Origin of the sequence: Flavobacterium sp. H4147, from assembly GCF_029360735.1 — a bacterium.
GTDB classification, from domain to species: Bacteria; Bacteroidota; Bacteroidia; order Flavobacteriales; family Flavobacteriaceae; genus Flavobacterium; species Flavobacterium endoglycinae.
Map to the genome: position 1 here is coordinate 422,012 of NZ_JARKNB010000005.1, position 20,010 is coordinate 442,021.

General features: G+C 33.3%; 22 protein-coding genes, 4 tRNA genes and 1 rRNA gene. 12 read left to right on the plus strand and 15 right to left on the minus strand.

All coding sequences use genetic code 11. The features are described from left to right. Window positions 1–299 precede the first annotated feature (299 nt). From P2W75_RS22300 to P2W75_RS22320, 5 genes are all read left to right on the plus strand, one after another. A complete protein-coding gene (locus tag P2W75_RS22300) occupies window positions 300–1,358 on the plus strand; it encodes a 3-oxoacyl-ACP synthase III family protein (RefSeq protein ID WP_207294610.1) in 1,059 nt (352 codons plus the stop codon). A gap of 163 nt (window positions 1,359–1,521) precedes the next feature. Then, window positions 1,522–2,043, plus strand: a complete 522-nt coding sequence (locus tag P2W75_RS22305; RefSeq protein ID WP_207294609.1) for a methyltransferase — start codon at window positions 1,522–1,524, stop codon at window positions 2,041–2,043. Between the two features lie 128 nt (window positions 2,044–2,171). Continuing rightward, on the plus strand, window positions 2,172–3,020 hold the full coding sequence (locus tag P2W75_RS22310) for a glycosyltransferase family 2 protein (RefSeq protein WP_276382122.1): 849 nt from the start codon (window positions 2,172–2,174) through the stop codon (window positions 3,018–3,020). A gap of 79 nt (window positions 3,021–3,099) precedes the next feature. After that, window positions 3,100–3,846, plus strand: a complete 747-nt coding sequence (locus P2W75_RS22315; RefSeq protein WP_207294607.1) for an ABC transporter permease — start codon at window positions 3,100–3,102, stop codon at window positions 3,844–3,846. Continuing rightward, window positions 3,846–4,607: an ABC transporter ATP-binding protein gene (locus P2W75_RS22320; RefSeq protein WP_207294606.1), complete on the plus strand. Its 762-nt coding sequence runs from the start codon at window positions 3,846–3,848 to the stop codon at window positions 4,605–4,607. Before P2W75_RS22315 ends, P2W75_RS22320 begins: the two co-directional genes overlap by 1 nt. Before the next feature lie 76 nt (window positions 4,608–4,683). Here the strand turns inward: P2W75_RS22320 and P2W75_RS22325 are convergent, their stop codons facing one another. The 6 genes from P2W75_RS22325 to P2W75_RS22350 form a co-directional block, all read right to left on the minus strand. Beyond that, window positions 4,684–5,220: a hypothetical protein gene (locus P2W75_RS22325; RefSeq protein WP_276382123.1), complete on the minus strand. Its 537-nt coding sequence runs from the start codon at window positions 5,218–5,220 to the stop codon at window positions 4,684–4,686. An 11-nt stretch (window positions 5,221–5,231) separates the two neighbouring features. Next, entirely contained in the window at window positions 5,232–5,834 is a 603-nt protein-coding gene (locus tag P2W75_RS22330) for a SprT-like domain-containing protein (RefSeq protein WP_207294604.1), read from the minus strand. A 12-nt stretch (window positions 5,835–5,846) separates the two neighbouring features. Further along, window positions 5,847–6,215: a four helix bundle protein gene (locus P2W75_RS22335; RefSeq protein ID WP_276382124.1), complete on the minus strand. Its 369-nt coding sequence runs from the start codon at window positions 6,213–6,215 to the stop codon at window positions 5,847–5,849. A gap of 28 nt (window positions 6,216–6,243) precedes the next feature. Next, window positions 6,244–6,921, minus strand: coding sequence for an SDR family oxidoreductase (locus tag P2W75_RS22340; protein WP_276382125.1), 678 nt, complete (start codon window positions 6,919–6,921; stop codon window positions 6,244–6,246). 35 nt (window positions 6,922–6,956) lie between these two features. Then, window positions 6,957–7,934 carry a M20/M25/M40 family metallo-hydrolase gene (locus P2W75_RS22345; RefSeq protein ID WP_276382127.1) on the minus strand — a complete coding sequence of 326 codons (978 nt, stop codon included), beginning with the start codon at window positions 7,932–7,934 and terminating at the stop codon, window positions 6,957–6,959. Window positions 7,935–8,054: 120 nt separating this feature from the next. Further along, the gene (locus tag P2W75_RS22350; RefSeq protein WP_207294600.1) at window positions 8,055–9,197 is read right to left on the minus strand and encodes an acyl-CoA dehydrogenase; all 1,143 of its coding nucleotides are present in this window, start codon (window positions 9,195–9,197) and stop codon (window positions 8,055–8,057) included. A gap of 479 nt (window positions 9,198–9,676) precedes the next feature. Here P2W75_RS22350 and P2W75_RS22355 point away from each other — a divergent pair, with 479 nt between their 5' ends. The 3 genes from P2W75_RS22355 to P2W75_RS22365 all read left to right on the plus strand — a co-directional run bounded on the left by P2W75_RS22355 (window position 9,677) and on the right by P2W75_RS22365 (window position 12,828). Further along, window positions 9,677–10,252: a chalcone isomerase family protein gene (locus P2W75_RS22355; protein ID WP_207294599.1), complete on the plus strand. Its 576-nt coding sequence runs from the start codon at window positions 9,677–9,679 to the stop codon at window positions 10,250–10,252. A gap of 142 nt (window positions 10,253–10,394) precedes the next feature. Beyond that, on the plus strand, window positions 10,395–11,621 hold the full coding sequence (locus P2W75_RS22360) for a Glu/Leu/Phe/Val dehydrogenase (RefSeq protein WP_207294598.1): 1,227 nt from the start codon (window positions 10,395–10,397) through the stop codon (window positions 11,619–11,621). 301 nt (window positions 11,622–11,922) lie between these two features. Beyond that, the gene (locus tag P2W75_RS22365; protein ID WP_276382128.1) at window positions 11,923–12,828 is read left to right on the plus strand and encodes an energy transducer TonB; all 906 of its coding nucleotides are present in this window, start codon (window positions 11,923–11,925) and stop codon (window positions 12,826–12,828) included. Between the two features lie 435 nt (window positions 12,829–13,263). Here P2W75_RS22365 and P2W75_RS22370 read toward each other — a convergent pair whose 3' ends face one another. Next, window positions 13,264–13,659: a biopolymer transporter ExbD gene (locus P2W75_RS22370; RefSeq protein WP_125723780.1), complete on the minus strand. Its 396-nt coding sequence runs from the start codon at window positions 13,657–13,659 to the stop codon at window positions 13,264–13,266. A 3-nt stretch (window positions 13,660–13,662) separates the two neighbouring features. Next, window positions 13,663–14,355, minus strand: coding sequence for a MotA/TolQ/ExbB proton channel family protein (locus P2W75_RS22375; RefSeq protein WP_207294596.1), 693 nt, complete (start codon window positions 14,353–14,355; stop codon window positions 13,663–13,665). Between the two features lie 131 nt (window positions 14,356–14,486). Between P2W75_RS22375 and P2W75_RS22380 the strand changes: the two genes are divergently transcribed. From P2W75_RS22380 to P2W75_RS22395, 4 genes are all read left to right on the plus strand, one after another. After that, entirely contained in the window at window positions 14,487–15,713 is a 1,227-nt protein-coding gene (locus tag P2W75_RS22380; protein ID WP_276382129.1) for a folylpolyglutamate synthase/dihydrofolate synthase family protein, read from the plus strand. Between the two features lie 178 nt (window positions 15,714–15,891). After that, window positions 15,892–15,966: transfer RNA gene (locus P2W75_RS22385), tRNA-Val, on the plus strand. Between the two features lie 155 nt (window positions 15,967–16,121). Then, window positions 16,122–16,196 (plus strand) — tRNA-Val (locus P2W75_RS22390). 333 nt (window positions 16,197–16,529) lie between these two features. Further along, window positions 16,530–16,937 (plus strand): helix-turn-helix domain-containing protein, encoded by a 408-nt coding sequence (locus P2W75_RS22395; RefSeq protein ID WP_276382130.1) that lies wholly within the window; start codon window positions 16,530–16,532, stop codon window positions 16,935–16,937. Between the two features lie 79 nt (window positions 16,938–17,016). Here the strand turns inward: P2W75_RS22395 and P2W75_RS22400 are convergent, their stop codons facing one another. From P2W75_RS22400 to rrf, 7 genes are all read right to left on the minus strand, one after another. Continuing rightward, entirely contained in the window at window positions 17,017–17,520 is a 504-nt protein-coding gene (locus P2W75_RS22400; protein WP_276382131.1) for an endonuclease V, read from the minus strand. A 16-nt stretch (window positions 17,521–17,536) separates the two neighbouring features. Next, on the minus strand, window positions 17,537–18,103 hold the full coding sequence (locus P2W75_RS22405; protein ID WP_276382132.1) for a DUF4256 domain-containing protein: 567 nt from the start codon (window positions 18,101–18,103) through the stop codon (window positions 17,537–17,539). A gap of 12 nt (window positions 18,104–18,115) precedes the next feature. Then, window positions 18,116–18,562 carry an SRPBCC domain-containing protein gene (locus tag P2W75_RS22410; RefSeq protein ID WP_276382133.1) on the minus strand — a complete coding sequence of 149 codons (447 nt, stop codon included), beginning with the start codon at window positions 18,560–18,562 and terminating at the stop codon, window positions 18,116–18,118. A gap of 10 nt (window positions 18,563–18,572) precedes the next feature. Then, a complete protein-coding gene (locus tag P2W75_RS22415; RefSeq protein ID WP_276382134.1) occupies window positions 18,573–19,166 on the minus strand; it encodes a YdeI family protein in 594 nt (197 codons plus the stop codon). A gap of 495 nt (window positions 19,167–19,661) precedes the next feature. Then, window positions 19,662–19,747: transfer RNA gene (locus P2W75_RS22420), tRNA-Leu, on the minus strand. A gap of 6 nt (window positions 19,748–19,753) precedes the next feature. Continuing rightward, window positions 19,754–19,826: transfer RNA gene (locus P2W75_RS22425), tRNA-Phe, on the minus strand. Between the two features lie 62 nt (window positions 19,827–19,888). Beyond that, window positions 19,889–19,997 (minus strand): 5S ribosomal RNA (gene rrf / locus P2W75_RS22430). Between the last annotated feature and the right edge of the window lie 13 nt (window positions 19,998–20,010).

A 20,010-nucleotide genomic window follows, 5' to 3' on the forward strand; every position in this document is an offset into this window, starting at 1 on the left:
ATTGAGTCTTCACACGATCAAAACAATAAAGAAGAAATTAAACACAAAAAAATAACTGTCTATTGACTTTTGTGAAATTAATCTCGACAAACAAAAATATTTCCAAAAAATCTTGTTCATAAAAGTTGCTTCAATCGTTTGAAATCTCGGAAATATTAAAAAATCATTAAAAATTACACAATATATCAATTCAAAAATCGTTATTCCATAATTATATGCATGCATACTATTTTTTATGACAGTTATCATAATATTATTTATACTTTAGCAATATATTTATCGGATAATTAACGGGCAAAATGAAAATAAAAATTATTGGTATTGGGAGTTATATTCCTAATTTAGAAGTAAAAAACACAGATTTTGATAAACATGTTTTTTTAAATGAGGATGGAACTCCTTTTGGTTATCCTAATGAAGTTGTAATTAAAAAATTTAAAGGCATTACCGGAATTCAAAATCGTCGCTATGCCGAACCTCAATATACCGCATCTGATTTAGCTTTTTTTGCCGCTCAAAAAGCAATTGAAAACGCAGGAATAGATGCCGAAACTTTAGACTACATTATTTTCGCTCATAACTTCGGTGATGTAAAAACGGGAACACATCAAACTGATATTTTACCAAGTTTAGCAACCCGCGTTAAAAACAAATTAGGAATCAGAAATCCTAAATGTGTGGCTTACGATATTCTTTTTGGTTGTCCAGGCTGGATTGAAGGCGTTTTACAAGCCAATGCTTTCATTAAATCTGGAATGGCAAAAAGGGTAATGGTAATTGGTGCCGAAACCTTATCAAGGGTCGTAGACGATCACGATCGTGATTCAATGATTTATTCTGATGGAGCAGGAGTTTCAATCTTAGAAGCATCAACTGACGAAGCAGGATTATTATCTTACGAAAGTGCCACTTTTGCTAACGACGAAGCAAATTATCTTTTCTTCGGAAAATCATACAATCCAGATTTAGATCCAGACATTAAATACATTAAAATGTACGGACGTAAAATTTACGAATTTGCTTTAAGCAATGTTCCTTGCGCGATGAAAAACTGTTTGGATAAAAGCGGAATTGCAATTGATGAAGTGAAAAAAATCCTGATTCACCAGGCAAACGAAAAAATGGACGAAGCTATTATCGAACGTTTCTACAAACTTTACGATAAAACTCCTCCAAAAGATATTATGCCAATGAGTATTCATGATTTAGGAAATAGCAGCGTTGCAACCGTTCCTACTCTATTCGATTTGATTTTACAAGGAAAAATCGAAAATCAGGAAATCAATAAAGGCGATGTAATAATTTTTGCTTCAGTAGGAGCGGGAATGAACATTAATGCTTTTGTTTACCGATATTAGTCGCAGTATACAGTCACAGTTTACACTGGCAGTATTCAGCTTTTTAGGACTGAAAACTGAGACTGAAAACTAAAAAAAGTCCGTACCAAAAGGTGCGGACTTTTTTAGTATATTTGCGACCTAATTAAAATCAAGAACGAGAGATTGTTCGTTCGCAATAACTATGTACGAAAAAACGTTTCCGAATAAAAGATTCAAACTTACCTTAGAGTTTTTACAAAAGCACGTTAGCACATCAGAAACCATTTTTGATTTTGGAGTTCCAAATCCGTTTTCTAAAATAATGGAAGAAAATGGTTATACTGTAAAAAATACTAAAGGAGAAGATTTAGACAACGATCATACTGCTTTGCAAACGGAAGAATATACTGTTTTTACGGCTTTTGAAATTTTCGAACATTTATTAAACCCATACACCATTCTGCAAAATGTAAAATGTGACAAATTGTTAATTTCAATTCCGTTACGTTTATGGTTTTCACCAGCATATCGTTCTAAAACGGATATGTGGGACAGGCATTACCATGAATTTGAAGATTGGCAATTAGACTGGCTTTTAGAAAAAACAGGCTGGAAAATCACCGACCGTTTACAATTTACGCATCCTGTAAAAAAGTTTGGATTGAGACCTTTACTAAGATATTTCACTCCGAGATATTATATTGTTGTAGCAGAAAGAGCCTAAAGGCAAATTCCAAGAATAAAATTCCAATTCCAACTTTGGAAAGCTCAAAAAATAAAATTCCAAATTCCAATTGAACCCAGTTTGATTGGAATTTGGATTTTAAAAATTGGAATTTAAATTGAAGATTTATGAAGTACTATATTGTTATACCCGCACACAACGAGCAAGATCTTATTGGTCTTACTTTGCAATCTTTGGTAACTCAAACTGTTTTGCCAACAAAAGTGGTGGTTGTAAATGATAATTCAACCGATAAAACAGAAGAAGTTGTCTTAAGCTTCGCAAAAGAGAATCCATATATTTCTGTTGTTAATAAAAACTCAGATGCGATTCATATGCCGGGAAGTAAAGTAATTCAGGCTTTTCAAAAAGGCTATGAAACTTTAGATTCTAATTACGATATCATTGTAAAAATAGATGGTGATTTAATTTTTCCTCCAAACTATTTCGAAACCATAATTAAACATTTCGAGTCAGATCCAAGAATTGGAATGGCAGGAGGATTTTGTTATATTGATAAAAATGGCGAATGGGTTTTAGAAAATCTTACCGATAAAGATCATATCCGCGGCGCTTTAAAAGCATATCGAAAAGAAACTTACCAACAAATTGGAGGTTTACGTCCTGCAATGGGCTGGGATACGGTTGACGAATTACTTTGTAAATATTACGATTGGAAAATCGTTACCGACGAATCTCTACACGTAAAACACCTAAAACCAACTGGAGCAAATTACAACAAAACAGCTCGTTACAAACAAGGTGAAGCTTTTTATACTTTAGGATATGGTTTCTGGATCACAGCAATTGCTTCGGCAAAATTGGCTATGATGAAGAAAAAGCCATTTCTTTTTTTAGACTATATTAGAGGTTTTTGGAAAGCTAAAAAAGCCAAAACCCCTTTATTGGTTACCCCCGAACAAGCTAAATTTATTAGAAATTATCGTTTGAAAAAAATGAAAGAAAAGTTAATTTGATTGGTAAAACACTCGAAAAACGAGAACTCATAACCCAAAACTCATAACTTCTTTTTAACTTAGCCAATATTTAAAAATTATGATGCTAATCCGTTATTTATCCCAAATCGGGAAATATTTTTTAATGCTGAAGGAAATTTTCAATAAACAGACCAAATGGCCTGTTATGAAAAATCTAATTCTAAAAGAAATTGACGACCTTATTATAGACTCTCTTGGAATTGTTTGTTTCATCTCTTTTTTCATTGGAGGAGTTGTTGCTATTCAAACAGCATTGAACCTGACCAATCCGTTAATCCCAAAATATTTAATTGGTTTTGCTACACGTCAATCTGTAATTTTGGAGTTTGCTCCTACTTTCATTTCGGTAATTATGGCCGGAAAAATGGGATCATACATTACTTCAAGTATCGGAACCATGCGTGTAACCGAGCAAATTGATGCTTTAGAAGTTATGGGTGTAAATTCATTAAACTATCTTATTTTTCCAAAAATAATAGCCTTATTAATGTATCCGTTTGTAATTTGTATTAGTATGTTCTTAGGTATTTTTGGAGGATGGCTTGCTTCTGCTTACGGCGGATTTTCAACCAGCCAGGATTTCATTGCAGGAGCTCAAATGGAATTTATTCCTTTTCACATTACATATGCTTTTATTAAAACTTTGATTTTTGCAATGTTATTAGCTACAATTCCTTCTTTTCATGGGTATTACATGAAAGGTGGTGCATTAGAAGTTGGTAAAGCAAGTACGGTTTCATTTGTGTGGACATCGGTTTGTATCATTCTTCTAAATTATATATTAACCCAATTATTGTTAGGATAATGATCGAAGTAAAAAACATAGAAAAATCATTTGGTGACAGCAAAGTCTTAAAAGGCGTTTCCACGGTTTTTGAAACTGGAAAAACCAACTTAATTATTGGGCAGAGTGGATCTGGAAAAACCGTTTTATTAAAAACACTTTTAGGAATTCACACACCCGATTCCGGAACAATTGAATTTGACGGAAGAGTTTATTCTGATTTAGATAAAGATGAAAAACGTGAATTGAGAACCGAAATTGGAATGGTATTTCAAGGTAGTGCGTTATTTGACTCGATGACTGTTGAAGAAAATGTAGCTTTCCCGCTAAAAATGTTTACCAATAATAATAAAGCACAAATTAAAGAACGCGTAGATTTTGTTTTAGAAAGAGTAAACTTAGTTGAAGCGCATAAAAAACTGCCGTCTGAAATTTCTGGAGGTATGCAGAAACGTGTGGCAATTGCACGTGCGATTGTAAATAATCCGAAGTATTTATTTTGTGATGAACCAAACTCAGGACTTGATCCCAATACTTCTACTTTAATTGATAATTTGATTCAGGAAATTACAAGAGAATATAATATCACAACCGTAATTAATACGCACGATATGAACTCGGTAATGGAGATTGGAGAAAATATCGTTTTCTTAAAAAAAGGATTAAAAGCTTGGCAGGGAAATAAAGAAGAGATTTTTAGAACTGACAATAAAGACATTGTGAAGTTTGTTTATTCTTCTAACTTATTCAAGAAAGTAAGAGAAGCATATTTGAAAGGCTAGTCTTTTTAAATTCCAAATATCAAAAATTTCCAAATTCCAATTGTCGTAACCTTTGGAATTTGGAATTTGGAATTTTTTATTGAAAATTTGGGGAATAAATTTCGTACTTTAATTTACCCGATTCCTCTAAAAATATTTTTAATTTATCTGAATGTTTTTCTGAATTCAACCTAATTATTGATTCCTTTTCTAAATGGTTTTGACTTAACAAAACAAAATCCTGAATAGCAAAGTTATAACTCACATCTGCTCCTCCAGCACTTAAGTAGTCATTTCGCTGAAATGCTTTTTTATATAAAATAGAGAAGATTTTGCTGTCTTTTGGATTTATCTTTGTGGAATAAAAATTGAAATCTAAAAAAGATAATATCTTATAAAGATCATTATCTAGAACTTTAAATCCAACTCTAGAAAATGTCAAAGCCAATAAAGAAATTCCAATAATTGAAAAAATAAACAACATAATAAAGAAGGTAATATTTAGCTCTTCTATTTTGTGATTTAAAAATGTCTGTAAGCCCACAGACGAAAAGTATAAGAAAAAAAATGTTGGTACTAGAAGTATTGCTTTTTGCTTAAATTCGAAATTGTCTTTCAGTATTATTTTATTCATTATTTAATTTTTTATTGAACATTTATCAGTTCCACTTCTGCATTTGGATTAAAAAGATATGTTTTTCCGGAACTGATTTCGATGCATTCAAAACGTTTCGTTCTTACAGCTAATTTTTTAAAAATCTTTCCATTCGAAATACGGAAAACACTTCCATACGGAATTTCAAAAATGTAATTTTTATCGTTGTCCTTATCATATTGTTTTAAAGCCAAAGATAATGTAGTATCTGTATCGCTACTTGCAGAAGGATTCTTAAAATGTCTTGCCAAAAGTGGCAGAATATGACTTGGAAATATTTCTGGTCTTATAAACGGAACCATTAAACGCTGAAAAGAATATTTCCATTCGTTACCGTGCGGTTTTATATTTCGCCCAAATTTCTCAAAAGCAACCAAATGTGCAATTTCATGAATAAGCGTAATCAAAAACCGATACTTATTTAAACTTGCATTAACTGTAATTTCATGTTTCCCACTTGGTCCGCGTCTGTAATCACCATGACGTGTCTGACGCTCGTTTACAATTTTCAAGTGAACCTGGTTGGCCACAATCAAATCGAAAACAGGTTTCACCGCGTGCTCGGGAATATATTTAGCTAAAGTGTCGCTCAAAATAATTATGAGTTATGAATTATGAGTTATAAGTTTTCTCTTTGACGTTATTATAATACTTCTAATGATCTTTAGAACTTCTTTGCATTGCTGATGAATTGAATCAAATTCAATCAAAGAAATATAATTTGTTTCCTTTAAAATTTCAAGCCAATACATTGATTCATCGCATTCTTTTTGAGCAATTGACAATTTATGTATAAAATCAGGCTTACTTTGTGCATTAACCGCTTCTCTTACATTCGCGCCAACCGAAGTAATAGAACGTAAAAATTGCTTACTAATTACGAATTCTTTCTTTTCAGACACAAACCATTTATAAAAATTAACTCTTCTAACAGCCAATTCAAAACTTTTGATTTTAACAATACTCTCACTCATAACTCATAATTCATAACTAATAATTTAACTACGGATTAGTAGAAGAAACTTCTAAAACCTTTCCGTTAAAATATTTATTTCCGTTTAAGGTAAAATCATAAATATAAGTTGCCATTCCTTCAGCAGAAATTGGAGCTTGATATCCTGGAAAAGCTTCATTCAGCATTTCAGTTTGAACAGAACCTAAAGCCAAAACGTTAAACGAAATGCCTTTTTCTTTATATTCTTCAGCCAATAATTCGGTTAAAGTAATTACAGCACCTTTACTGGAACTATAAGCCGCTAATCCCGCGAATTTTAAACTTCCGCGTACACCACCTATTGAACTGATAGTTACGACATGACTTCCTTTTTCTAAATACGGAATACAAATACGAGTTAAATTCGCAACCGCAAAAACATTCACTTTATAAATGCTTTCAAAATCTGCCTGAGTAGTTTCTGTAAAAGGCTTTAAAAGTAAAGCACCAGCATTATGAACCACTGCATCTACTTTTTTCCAAGTTGAAGAAAGAAAACTTTCAACCTGACTCAAAGCAGTTTCATCTGCCAAATCAACAGATAGACAAGTTACATTTTGATGTTCTAAAAGCGCTTGCGGTATTTTTCTGGAAATGGCCAAAACCCGATGACCAGCCTCAGCAAATTTCAAAGCTAATTCATAGCCAATTCCTCTGCTTGTTCCTGTAACAATAATATTTTTCATGTCACAAAAATAATCAAATGCTGTAAAACAGCCTCTTATTTATTCATTGTTATTTCCTGTGTTGGCGATTCGCTGATACGAGTCACAGCTGGAAGTAATTCCTGTACAAAAGCTGTAATATGAGGAATATCCATTACTTTAAATTCATCTGAAACGTGGTGGTAAAAATCAAAATTTTCAAAATCAAAAGTACTCAAAGATTGGCACGGTTTTCCAAAAGCTTCAAAAAATGAATAATTATCTGAGCGGTAGAACAATTTATACTCTGCTTCTTTTGGCAGAAATCCAATTGTTTTTTTACCAGTATATTCATTTATTTTTTCGGCCATATTCGATTTATCAAAACCGGTGATGTAAGCCAAATAATCTCGTTTCATAGGAACGCCGATCATTTCGATATTTAGCTGGGTGTATAAATTGAAGTTTTTCGCTTTCAGTTTGGGAGCCATACTTTTTGATCCTAAAAGCCCTTTTTCTTCTCCTGCAAAAAACACAAAAAGAATACTTCGTTTATTCGATTTTGTTTTACTGAAATATTTCGCGATTTGTGCAACAGCAGTAACTCCAGAAGCATCATCATTTGCTCCGTTATAAATTTGATCTGGTTGTTGTTTCTTTTCAACTCCAATATGGTCGTAATGCGCACTTAAAACAACATATTCATTTTTAAGAACTGGATCAGTTCCTTCCAAAACACCAACAATGTTATAAGCAGGTGATTTAAAATTAGTCAGCGTATCTCTGTAAGTTTTGAAATACGGTTTTATATGATTTTTTTTAAAGAAGTCTTCTAAAAAAACAGCTGCTTTTTCAATTCCTTTTGTTCCTGTCTCACGGCCTTCTAATTCATCCGAAGACAAATATTTTAAGAAATCCGAAACTTCAGATTCTTCTACTTTATAATTAACTACAATTGGTTTTGAATCTGAATGAGATGACTTTTCACTTACAGTTGAAGTATTCGATTTGCAAGCTAAAAATACGAACGGAAGAAGAAAATAAAGTTTTTTCATATTATAAATATTGGGTTCAAAAAGAATAAAGTTTTGCGAAAAGTAACAAAAAAATATCAAAAAACCCTTTCAAAACTAAAAAAGCTGAAAGGGTTCCTATTTTATATTCTATAAAGAAAATTATCCTGCAATAACAGATCTTGAAATTACAATTTTCTGAATTTCCGAAGTTCCTTCGTAAATCTGGGTAATTTTTGCATCACGCATTAATCGTTCAACATGATACTCTTTTACATAACCATTTCCACCATGAATCTGAACGGCTTCAACTGTTGTATCCATAGCCACTTGCGAAGCAAAAAGTTTCGCCATCGCGCCACTTACATCATAACTTTTATGTTGATCTTTATCCCACGCTGCTTTCATACATAAATGACGAGCGGCTTCGATATTTACAGCCATATCGGCCAATTTGAAAGCAATTGCCTGATGATTGCAGATTTCTGTTCCAAAAGCTTTACGTTCTTTAGAATATTTTAAAGCCAGTTCGTAAGCTCCAGAAGCAATACCTAATGCTTGAGAAGCAATACCAATGCGGCCTCCGGCTAAAGTTTTCATGGCAAATTTAAATCCGAAACCATCTTCTCCAATTCTGTTTTCTTTTGGAACTTTTACATCAGAAAACATTAAAGAATGCGTATCAGAACCACGGATTCCCATTTTTTGTTCTTTTGGACCAATAGAAAATCCTGGCATATCTTTGGTCATAATCAAAGCATTGATACCTTTATGCTTTAATTCTGGATGCGTCTGCGCAATTACCAAATAAACCGAAGCTGTGTTTCCGTTTGTAATCCAGTTTTTAGTCCCGTTTACTAAGTAGTGATCTCCCATATCAACCGCAGTTGTTTTTTGAGAAGTAGCATCACTTCCTGCTTCTGGCTCGCTCAAACAAAAAGCACCGTGAATTTGACCTGATGCCAATCCCGGAAGGTATTTTTGTTTTTGTTCTTCGGTACCAAATTCCTGAAGTCCCCAGCAAACCAAAGAATTATTTACCGACATTACTACAGAAGCAGAAGCATCGATTTTCGAAATTTCTTCCATTGCAATTACGTATGAAATGGCATCAAGACCACTTCCTCCATATTTTGGATCAACCATCATTCCCATGAATCCTAGTTCACCCATTTTTTTTACTTGTTCCGCTGGAAAAATTTGTTTTTCATCGCGCTCAATAACTCCCGGTAATAATTCATTTTGCGCAAAATCTCTTGCTGCCTGCTGAATCATTAAATGTTCTTCGGTAAGATTAAAATCCATAGTTTTTTTATTTTATTGTTTTTTCTAAACAGAATTAAATACTGTTTATGCGGTTTTTTATTTTATTTTTTGAAAAACCAATCTATAAGGAAAGGCTTTCAAAGATAATTTTTAAATACCTAATTTACAATGCATGCATATAAATTTAATAGATCAGCAACAATAACGATAACGTTTTCGTTAATATTTAGATTTTTGCTTCTACCACTTATAATCATGCAGCAATTTTTCAAAAAGTTCCAAATATCGAAAACCTGTAAAACACCCTTTTGAAGTAATTTTTGTGCTTATTTTTTCATGCAAAAGATTAAACAAAACCTAAAATAGGCAAATCCACGTAAAACAACTCTTACTAATTTGATTATTAAAGTAATAGCTAAAAAATAAAGTATTTTATTTAGAAAAAAACTTTGCAGCAGAATCAAAAATATTGAGAAATTAACATTATTTTTGCCCAAAAAATAAATAATTGATAGAACATGAGAAAGATTTTACTACTACTTATTTTGCTTCTAAGTCTACCTGTTTCTAGCATTTTTGCTCAAACTCATTTAGAAGTTAACGGAGTGACTGTGCCTAGAAAAATAGACTTTCAAAATAAAGCTTTACAGCTTAACGGAGCAGGCGGAAGATCAAAAATGTGGTTAGAAGTTTATGTACAGGCTTTATATTTATCACAACTAAGCCAAGATCCGCAATTTATTATTGACAGCGACACAGAAATGGCGATCAGAATTGAAATCACGTCATCTATGGTTTCTTCCAATAAGTTAACTAAAGCCATGAATGCTGGTTTCGAAAAATCTGCTGGAAGCAATCTTGAGCAATTACGTCCGCGTATCGAACAGTTAAAAAGCTATTTAAGTGATGCCATTACAGAAAAAGATGTTTTCGTTCTGGCGTACAATCCGCTGGATCAAAGCGTGTATGTTTCTAAAAACGAAGTTTTGAAAGGAAAAATTCAGGGATTTGATTTCAAAAAAGCATTATTCGGAATCTGGCTTTCAGACAAACCAGTTGACGAAACTTTAAAAAAGCATTTATTAGGAATATAATCTTCCCGATTTCAAAATATCAAAAGCCGAAAACTCACAAGTTTTCGGCTTTTATTTTATCTTTCTTAAAATTTGATTCGAAATACATTATTCGCATTATTCTATTTTATACATTTACGCAAAATAAACATATCACAACAAAATGAAAGATTTATTACAACAATTTGAAAATAAAGAACCTGAAATTGTTTTCAACTGGAAAGACTCTGAAACTGAGGCAGAGGGATGGACAGTCATTAATTCGCTGCGCGGAGGAGCTGCGGGCGGAGGAACAAGAATGAGAAAAGGCTTAGATATGAACGAAGTTCTGTCTTTGGCCAAAACGATGGAGGTTAAATTTTCAGTTTCCGGACCAGCAATTGGCGGAGCTAAATCTGGAATAAATTTTGACCCAAACGACCCGCGTAAAAAAGGAGTTTTACAGCGCTGGTACAAAGCCGTTTCGCCACTATTAAAAAGTTACTACGGAACTGGTGGAGATTTAAATGTTGATGAGATTCATGAAGTAATCCCAATGACAGAGGAATGTGGTGTTTGGCATCCGCAGGAAGGTGTTTTTAACGGACACTTTAAACCAACTGAAGCGGATAAAATTAATAGAATTGGACAATTGCGTCAGGGTGTAATTAAGGTAATTGAAAATCCTAAATTCTCACCAGATGTAACCAGAAAATATACAGTTGCCGATATGATTACTGGTTTTGGCGTTGCCGAAGCCGTTCGTCATTTTTATGCCACTTATGGTGGAGACATTCAAGGTAAAAAGGCAATCGTGCAAGGATTTGGAAATGTGGGATCTGCTGCTGCTTTTTATTTAGCCGAAATGGGTGCGAAAGTAATTGGAATTATCGATCGTGATGGTGGATTAATTAAAGAAGATGGTTTTTCTTTTGAAGAAATCAAAACGTTGTTTTTAAATAAAGACGGGAACAAATTAGTTGCCAACAATATGATTCCGTTTGAAGAAATCAATTCTAAAATATGGACAATTGGTGCTGAAATTTTTACACCTTGTGCCGCTTCAAGATTGGTAACTCAAGCTCAAATAGACAATTTAATTGCAAACGGATTGGAAGTAATTTCATGTGGTGCAAATGTTCCTTTTGCCGACAAAGAAATTTTCTTCGGTTCTATTATGGAACAAGTAGACCAAAAAGTAAGTTTGATTCCAGATTTTATTTCAAACTGTGGAATGGCAAGGGTTTTTGCTTATTTCATGGAGAAAAAAGTTCAAATGACCGACGAAGCTATTTTTAACGACACATCAGAAACAATTAAAAATGCAATCGTAAAAGCTCATGCTTTAAGCGCTTCAAAAACAAACATAAGCGCAACTGCTTTTGAAATTGCTTTGAAACAGTTGGTGTAATTTTTTATACTTTATTTCTAAAACGGGCTAATTATTTAGCTCGTTTTTTTTAAACCGCAAGGAATGCAAAGATTTACGCAAAGAACGCTGGTTTATTTCTCGCAAAGTCGCGAAGTCGCAAAGTTTTTCTTTTTTAAGTTTCTCTGCGACTTCGCGACTTTGCGAGATTTAAAAACAAATCGCTTTGCGAACCTTGCGTAAACCTTTGCGAACTTAGCGTTTAAATTCTCTCTTTCATTCTAAACAATTTTTACTACTTTTAAACGTTTTTAAAATAATACATTTCAAAATTCGCAATTCGATGAGTTCCTCAATTTCTTCAGATAAAAAGAAATCATTATTATTTACTACTGCAATATATGTGGTAATTATTGCATTGCTGTTTTTTATACGTTTTTGGCCTCCATACAATCCTGAAAATAACGTTGCACTTGCTGAAGGCGGTGGTGGCGGTGGCGGCGTTACGATTAACTTTGGAGACAGCGATTTAGGTTCTGGAGCTAATTATAAAAGTGAAGTTCTGGATGTAAAAAACAATGTAAAACAAACACCTTCAAAATCGACTCCTGAAGAAGAATCGATTATCACTCAGGAAAATACAACTACAGATAATGATGTGGTTATACCAACAAAAGAAAAGCCTAAAAAACCCGTTCCCGTTGAGAAACCAATACAAAAACCTGTGCCTGAAAAACCAAAAGTTTCAAACTCAACAAACGATGCTTTATCGAGCATTTTAAAAGGTTCAAACAAAGGTGGTGATGGAGATGATAAAGTTTCTGGAAATAAAGGAAAATCGAACGGAAGCCTAAACTCTAATGGTTATTACGGAAGCGGTGGTTCTGGCGGAGGAACTGGAGGCGGTAACGGAACCGGAAATGGTATTGGTACCGGAAGCGGTTACGGAGCTGGAAGCGGCGGCGGTTCTGGCGGTGGATCAGGATATTCTTTAAACGGAAGAAAAGCATTATCTAAACCTGCTCCAAAATACACTTGTAATGAAGAAGGAACCGTTGTTGTGGAAGTTACAGTAGATCAAAATGGAAAAACAATAAGTGCGACAGCTGGAATAAAAGGAACCACAAACAAGGCAAGTTGTTTGCTAGAACAAGCTAAAATTGCTGCTTTAAATACCAAATGGTCCGCTGATCAAAATGCAACACCAAAACAAGTTGGAAAAATTATTTATAATTTCAATTTGAATTAAAACACGAATTTCACAGATCTACACTAAAATCTTCTCTTATAAAAAAAGGCTTTCAGAAATCTGAAAGCCTTTTTTTGTCTCTAATCTTTTCCGTCGATTGTCTACATAGCCCAAGGTTTCAACATCGGGAAACGTTTTGCAAAACCGTAACGTTAATTTCATTGCGTACCCAAGGTTGAAACCTTGGGCTATGTTGAAATATTGAAAATTATAATTTATCAAATCCGTGTGTGATTTGCTTCGCCTATTCGCTATTGCTCAGGTATTCTTTAGGTCGAAACGACAAAACGATGTGTTCTTTTGATTTTCTTTGCATGAGGGATAGGAGTTGGCTACCGAAGTAGCACGGATAGCCCGACCGCAACAAAAAAATGGGCTCATCAACGTTTTGCTGATTAGCCCATTTTTTTATTGTGGTCACGCCCTAATAATAATTTACTTCGGACTTGTGGCAATTACAAATTTTAAGTTGTTCTTCACTCCGATTTGTAAAACATCGACTAAGTCTTGAACTTGCAGATTAAACGGAATTCGAACGACAACAGTTTGTTCTTTATCTGTTCCTATTTTTGACATTAAACTTGTTTCTAGATTTTCAAAATCAACTTGTTCTTTGTCAATGTAGAACTTTTTATCTTCTGTAACCGATAAACTAATTAATTGTTTATTGGTTTTTTCATTCGCTTTAGCTTTTGGCAAAGTCATTTTGATAACATTCGGATTCGCCAGTGTTGAAATAATTAAGAAAAACAACAGTAGGAAAAACATAATGTCACTCAAAGATGAAGTCGCAACTTCGGCGTGAAATCTTCTTTTTCTTTTAATAGACATGGCTTATGCTCTTTGAATTATATTGACAAATTCTAAAATCTGTTTTTGAATTTTTAAAGCAAAATTATCAATCTTTGCGTTCAATAAGTGGTAAGCACTATAGGCAATAATACCCACAATTAATCCAGAACCTGAACTAATCATTTTTTCGTACAAACCTCCAGAAATATTTCCGATGCTAATATTTTCGGTAACCGAAATGCTATAGAAAATTTTAATAACCCCAGAAATTGTTCCAATGAAACCTAACGTTGGCGCAATACCAGCAATAAGTCCAAGATGACCTAAATGCTTTTCCATTTCTCCAATTTCGATATCGGCAGCACGATCCATGTTTGATTCAATTTCAGCAATTGGCCTTCCAATTACGAGAACTCCTTCTTTTAAAATATTGGCAGCAGCTGTATCGTTTCTTTCTACAATTGTTCTAGCTAATTCAATATTCCCAGAGTGTAATTTTTCACTAACATCCTGCATTAATCTGCTGTCAATTTTTGAGGCGCGGTTAATGTACATATAACGTTCAAAAATCACATAAATAGTATAAAACAATAAAATCGCGATTGGAATTAAGAAAACTCCCCCTTTCATAATAAACCCAAACATCGAAATCTCTGTTTCTGGTGCAATCTTCTCGACTACGGCATTTGAAGCATTTGCGATTGTATCTGTTTGTAACTGAATAAAACTAAACATATATTAATTCTGGTTTTTAATAATTAATTCTAAAAAATATTTGAAATTTGCAATAAAGATAATTTTCGCTGTAATATTAAACTACAAAAATCGAAATTTATTTCAATCAGCAACCATTTTATCCAAAATAAATGAACTATCAAGAGACTACCAATTGGATGTTTAATCAGCTCCCAATGTACCAGTTGCAGGGTGCTTCTGCCTATAAAGAAGATTTAACTAATATCAGAATATTGGCTGATCATCTTAACAATCCGCAAAATGAACTCAAATGCATTCACGTTGCCGGAACAAACGGAAAAGGATCTACTTCGCATATGTTGTCTTCGGTTCTTCAGGAAACGGGTTATAAAGTGGGATTGTATACTTCTCCACATTTAAAAGATTTTAGAGAAAGAATTAAAATCAACGGTAAAGAAATCTCGGAAGAGTTTGTAATTGAATTCATCGCGAAACACAAATCGTTTTTTGAATCGAATGATATGAGTTTCTTCGAAATGTCGGTTGGATTGGCATTTGATTATTTTGCTGCCGAAAAAGTAGACATTGCCATTATAGAAGTTGGCCTTGGAGGAAGATTGGACGCAACTAATATTATAACACCATTGGTGTCGGTAATTACGAATATTGGTTTAGATCATACTCAGTTTTTAGGAAATACCTTGGAAGCTATTGCTGGTGAAAAAGCAGGAATTATTAAACCAAATGTTCCTGTTGTTATTGGCGAATATACTGACGAAACAAAACCTGTGTTTTTGGCTAAAGCCGAAGCGAATAACGCTCCTATTTCTTTTGCATCGGATTTAATTGATCAAATTTATTTATCGGACTTAATTGGAGACTATCAGTTTCACAATAAAAAAACGGTGCAGCAGACGATTTCAATTCTGAATAATGAAACCAATTTTAAAGTTTCAGTCGAACAATTAAAAGAAGGTTTACTGAATGTTGTAAAAAATACTGGTTTGCAAGGCAGATGGCAGCAATTGGGAGAAAATCCGAAAATTATTTGCGACACGGCTCACAATAAACATGGATTAACAGTCGTGATGAATCAGCTGAAGAATGAAAAATTCGAAAACCTTCATATTGTTTTGGGTGTGGTTAACGATAAAGATTTAGATTCTATCCTGCCTTTATTCCCAAAAGAAGCGCAATATTATTTCTGCAGTCCGAATTCTTCGAGAGGTTTACCTGCCGAAACGTTAAAAAATGCAGCTGAAAAATTCAATTTATTAGGAAAAAAATATGATTCGGTTGAAAACGCTTTCGCGGAAGCGAAAAAAAATGCTTCAGAAAATGATTTTATTTACGTTGGCGGAAGCACTTTTGTGGTTGCCGAACTGCCTTTGGATTAATTAAAACCCTACATGAAGAAAGAAATTTCAAAGAACCGTTTTAATAACAAATTCATAAACAAATAGATAAAAGTTATTTTAAAAAAAGTTTTACCTTTTCTTAATTTTTCTTTGCAGAACTCGAAAACTAACGTATATTTGCACTCGCAATCACAAACGATAGCAGCCTAGTAAAATAGGGCGATTAGCTCAGCTGGTTCAGAGCACCTCGTTTACACCGAGGGGGTCGGGGGTTCGAACCCCTCATCGCCCACAAAAAACTCCTTAAGAAATTAAGGAGTTTTCTTTTAAATAAGAGGACTAAACAGAATATTCAAAAACTCACAAAAGTTTAAATTTCTTTGCAGAACTCGAAAACAAACGTATATTTGCACACGCTATCACAAACGATAGCAGCCTAATAAAATAGGGCGATTAGCTCAGCTGGTTCAGAGCACCTCGTTTACACCGAGGGGGTCGGGGGTTCGAACCCCTCATCGCCCACAAAAAAACTCCTTAAGAAATTAAGGAGTTTTTTTATGCCCATTTTTCGATATTTTCACATCAATCAAATAACTGCAAAGTATTGTCATTTCGACTGAAAGAAAAAATCACACTCGGGATCGATAAAGAATGACGACATACTTACGGAATTTCTCGTGTGATTTCTCATTCCTCGAAATGACAAACTTTATCGAGCACAAAACCTACAATCTCAAAATACTTATCAGAAAAATTGTATTTTTGTTTACCGCTCCCAAAGAACACTGTAACTTACATTTTAAATTATGTTTTTTACGATTCCGGTTTATTATACTTAATTATTATCTTTGAATTATGAGCACACAAACAAGACCAAATCATATAGGGCGAAAAATAAGCCGTATTCGTGAACTTCGTGATATGAAGCAGGAAGCATTGGCATATGCTTTAGGCACTAGTCAGCAAACAATTTCTACTATCGAAAATAGCGAAACTGTAGATGACTCAAAATTGGCTGAAATTGCAAAAGCACTTGGCGTAACAGTTGAAGCTATTAAGAATTTTTCAGAGGAAGCTGTTTTAAATATTATTGGCAATACTTATAATGTAGATAATTCTTCTGCTGTAAATTATGGATGTACTTTCAATCCTTTAGACAAATTAATTCAAGCTCACGAAGAACAAATAAAACTTTACGAACGTTTGGTTCAGGCCGAAAAAGAAAAAGTTGAATATCTTGAAAAAATAATAAAAGGCAAATAACCTTTCTTAAACATAGAAAACTCCATTAGAAATAATGGAGTTTTCTGTATTTTATTATTATTGATCAGAATACAACCAATTAATTTTCTTTCGTCAATCGATCCAATTCTTTCAGTAAAGTTGGCATTCGAAATTCTCCGTGCATGCTTTCAATATTTTTAAATGCTTCTTCTAAATCAATTCCTATAGAAGTTATGTATAACGGTTTTATGCTATCTCCTCTATACAAAGCTTTTTTATCTTTTTCGATACTTGCAAAATTGGTTTTGGCAACTCCAATAATCGGAATTTGTCTGTTTAATTTTTCATATAAATGTCCGCCCAAACCATATTTTTTGTCATCATCTAAATACACAAATCCGTCTACAATTATAACTTCTATATTCTCCAGATTTATTTGATTTAACACACTCATTATACATGGCAGTTCTCTTTTGTAAAATTCTCCTGGAATATATTCTTCTACATTTTCGATTATTTCGGTATGAACCTTAAAATTTTCTTTTTGATTGTATTCAGAAAATTCAAGGCAGACTGTTTTTGCTTTGTTATCAAAATAATGGGTATCGAAAGCTAATATCATATATTTTTCTAATAAATTAAACCCTCACTGAACCACGAAAACCTCTCGCCGCGTAATACGATTCTGCACCATTGTGATAAATAAAAATGGTATCGTAACGGAAATCTGCAAAAATAGCACCTCCCAGTTTTCGAATAGTATCGGGTGTCGCTATCCAGCTTGACGTTTTTGTATCGAATTTGCCAAGTTTTTGCAATTCTCGATATTCTTCCTCATTTAAAATTTTCAAGCCCATTTCTGAGGCTAAATTTAAGGCGCTGTCTTTTGGTTTGTTTTCTTTGCGTTTTTCCAATGCTTCGTGATCATAACAAAGACTTCTTCTTCCTTTCGGACTTTCTGCAGAACAATCGAAAAAAATATATTCATTTGTTTTTTCATCATACGCTACAACATCAGGTTCTCCTTCCGTGCGCTCCATTTCATCAAGAATCCAAAGTTTTTCAGGATTATTTTTAAGCTTAGACAACACTTGATCCCATTTGATATTTTTATGACGATTCATATTATTTTCGAAACGTTTCTCTAAAACACTCAGCAATGATTCTTGTTGATCTGGTGATAGCTTTTTATTCTGAACACTCATAATCGTATGTCTTTATTTTGAAATTAATTCTGATAAATATTTTTCAAGTTTTTCTAAGTTCTCTTTCTGTCCTTGATCAGCTTTGTGAGTTTTGACCACAATATTAAACATTTCTTCAGTATCAAATAAAAGCGACCAGTTTAATACAGTTTCCGAATTTTGAGATTGAAACAAAACTGTAGTAATAAAATGCGGATTGAAATGCTCAAAGACAATTTTTTCAAACGGAATAATTTCTTTAAAAATAATTTTATCAGGATAGTTTTTTCCATCAGGTCCGTGCATGGTTAAATTCCACTCACCATCTTCTAAAAAATCCATTTTATGAATGGTATTAGTAAAACCATTGGGTCCCCACCAATTTGCAATATGCTCTGGATTTGTCCAAACTCCCCAAACCAAATCAATAGGAAACTTTAGCAAAGTTGTACTTTGTAATTTTCTATTATCTTCATTCATAACTATTCTATTAATCGTTCAAACCTTTTCCTTTTAAAATATTTGGAATATTCTTTTCAACTCTACTCTCTCTAGTTTTGGATTGTTTAGGTTGAGAGAAATGCAGAAGATAAGCTCTCTGCCGACCAGGAGTTAGTCCATCAAATGCTTTTTTGAGATCTGGCATTTCATTTAGCTTATTTTGAAATTCCTCTGAAACCGCAAATTCAGTAGTCTTTTTTAATTCAACTTTCAAACCAGCTTTCTCGACTTCTATAGCTTGATAAATATAAGTTTTCAAAATCGTTTTTAAATCAACGATTTCTTCTAAACTAGTAAATCGTATCTGCCGTGCAGCTTGAACATTTTCTGATTGCTGAATTAAGATTCCATCTGTATCTTTCAACAAAGCGCCTTTAAAAAATAAAAAAGCGCAATATTCTTTAAAAGCATGTATTAAAAGAATATTACGATCACCTAAAGTATAACAAGGGGTTCCCCATTTCAATTCTTCAGTAAGCTGGCAATCTAAAGTAATTACCCTTAATTGCTCTAATTCTTTCTGCCATTTTTCAGCTTTATCAAAATAAAAATCAACTTTTGGATTTTGTGTACTCTCACTCATAATCTTTGCTGTTTTATGAATTACAAAATAATTTTTTTTTGAATGCTGGCTAAGTTAAAAAATACAAGCTGAATTTTCTTAAAATTTTATTTTATTTCAAGTAAAACTATTTAGACTATTCAATGCGATTTTAATCTCTAATTCTTAACGATACCACGTTTTTATATTTTTACTCTTATTATAAAATAAGGCTTTCTAAAGACTTATTTTTGTAAGGGAAATAAGCAGACATGTAATTATTCTAAAAATGTGTATTTGGAAACTATTCCAAAGCAGCATAATTATTGAAGAATTAATACAGATACAATATGTTACAATTTATAAGTTGTAAGACCGGGAATTTATTCTAGAATTGTATCAAACGGGGATTTTCAGGATTTAAATACCAAATAAATACATTTTACTGTAGATAGATCATAAAGATAATCTGTAAAATGTTATTTAAATAAACTCCAAAAAAAAACTCCAATTAGCTTTAGCCAATTGAAGTTTTAGTACTCAGAGCGGGACTTGAACCCGCACGAACATTGCTGTTCACTGGATTTTAAGTCCAGCGTGTCTACCAATTTCACCATCCGAGCATTAAGTGGTACCTCCAGGGATCGAACCAGGGACACATGGATTTTCAGTCCATTGCTCTACCATCTGAGCTAAGGTACCTTATGCTTATATAAGCAAAAAAGAATAAAAAACCCCGTTTTACAAAAACAGGGTTTTAAAAAGAAAGGCGGCGACATACTCTCCCACAATATGCAGTACCATCTGCGCAGGCGGGCTTAACTTCTCTGTTCGGGATGGGAAGAGGTGAGCCCCGCCGCAATAACCACCTTAAGGCTGTTAGTCT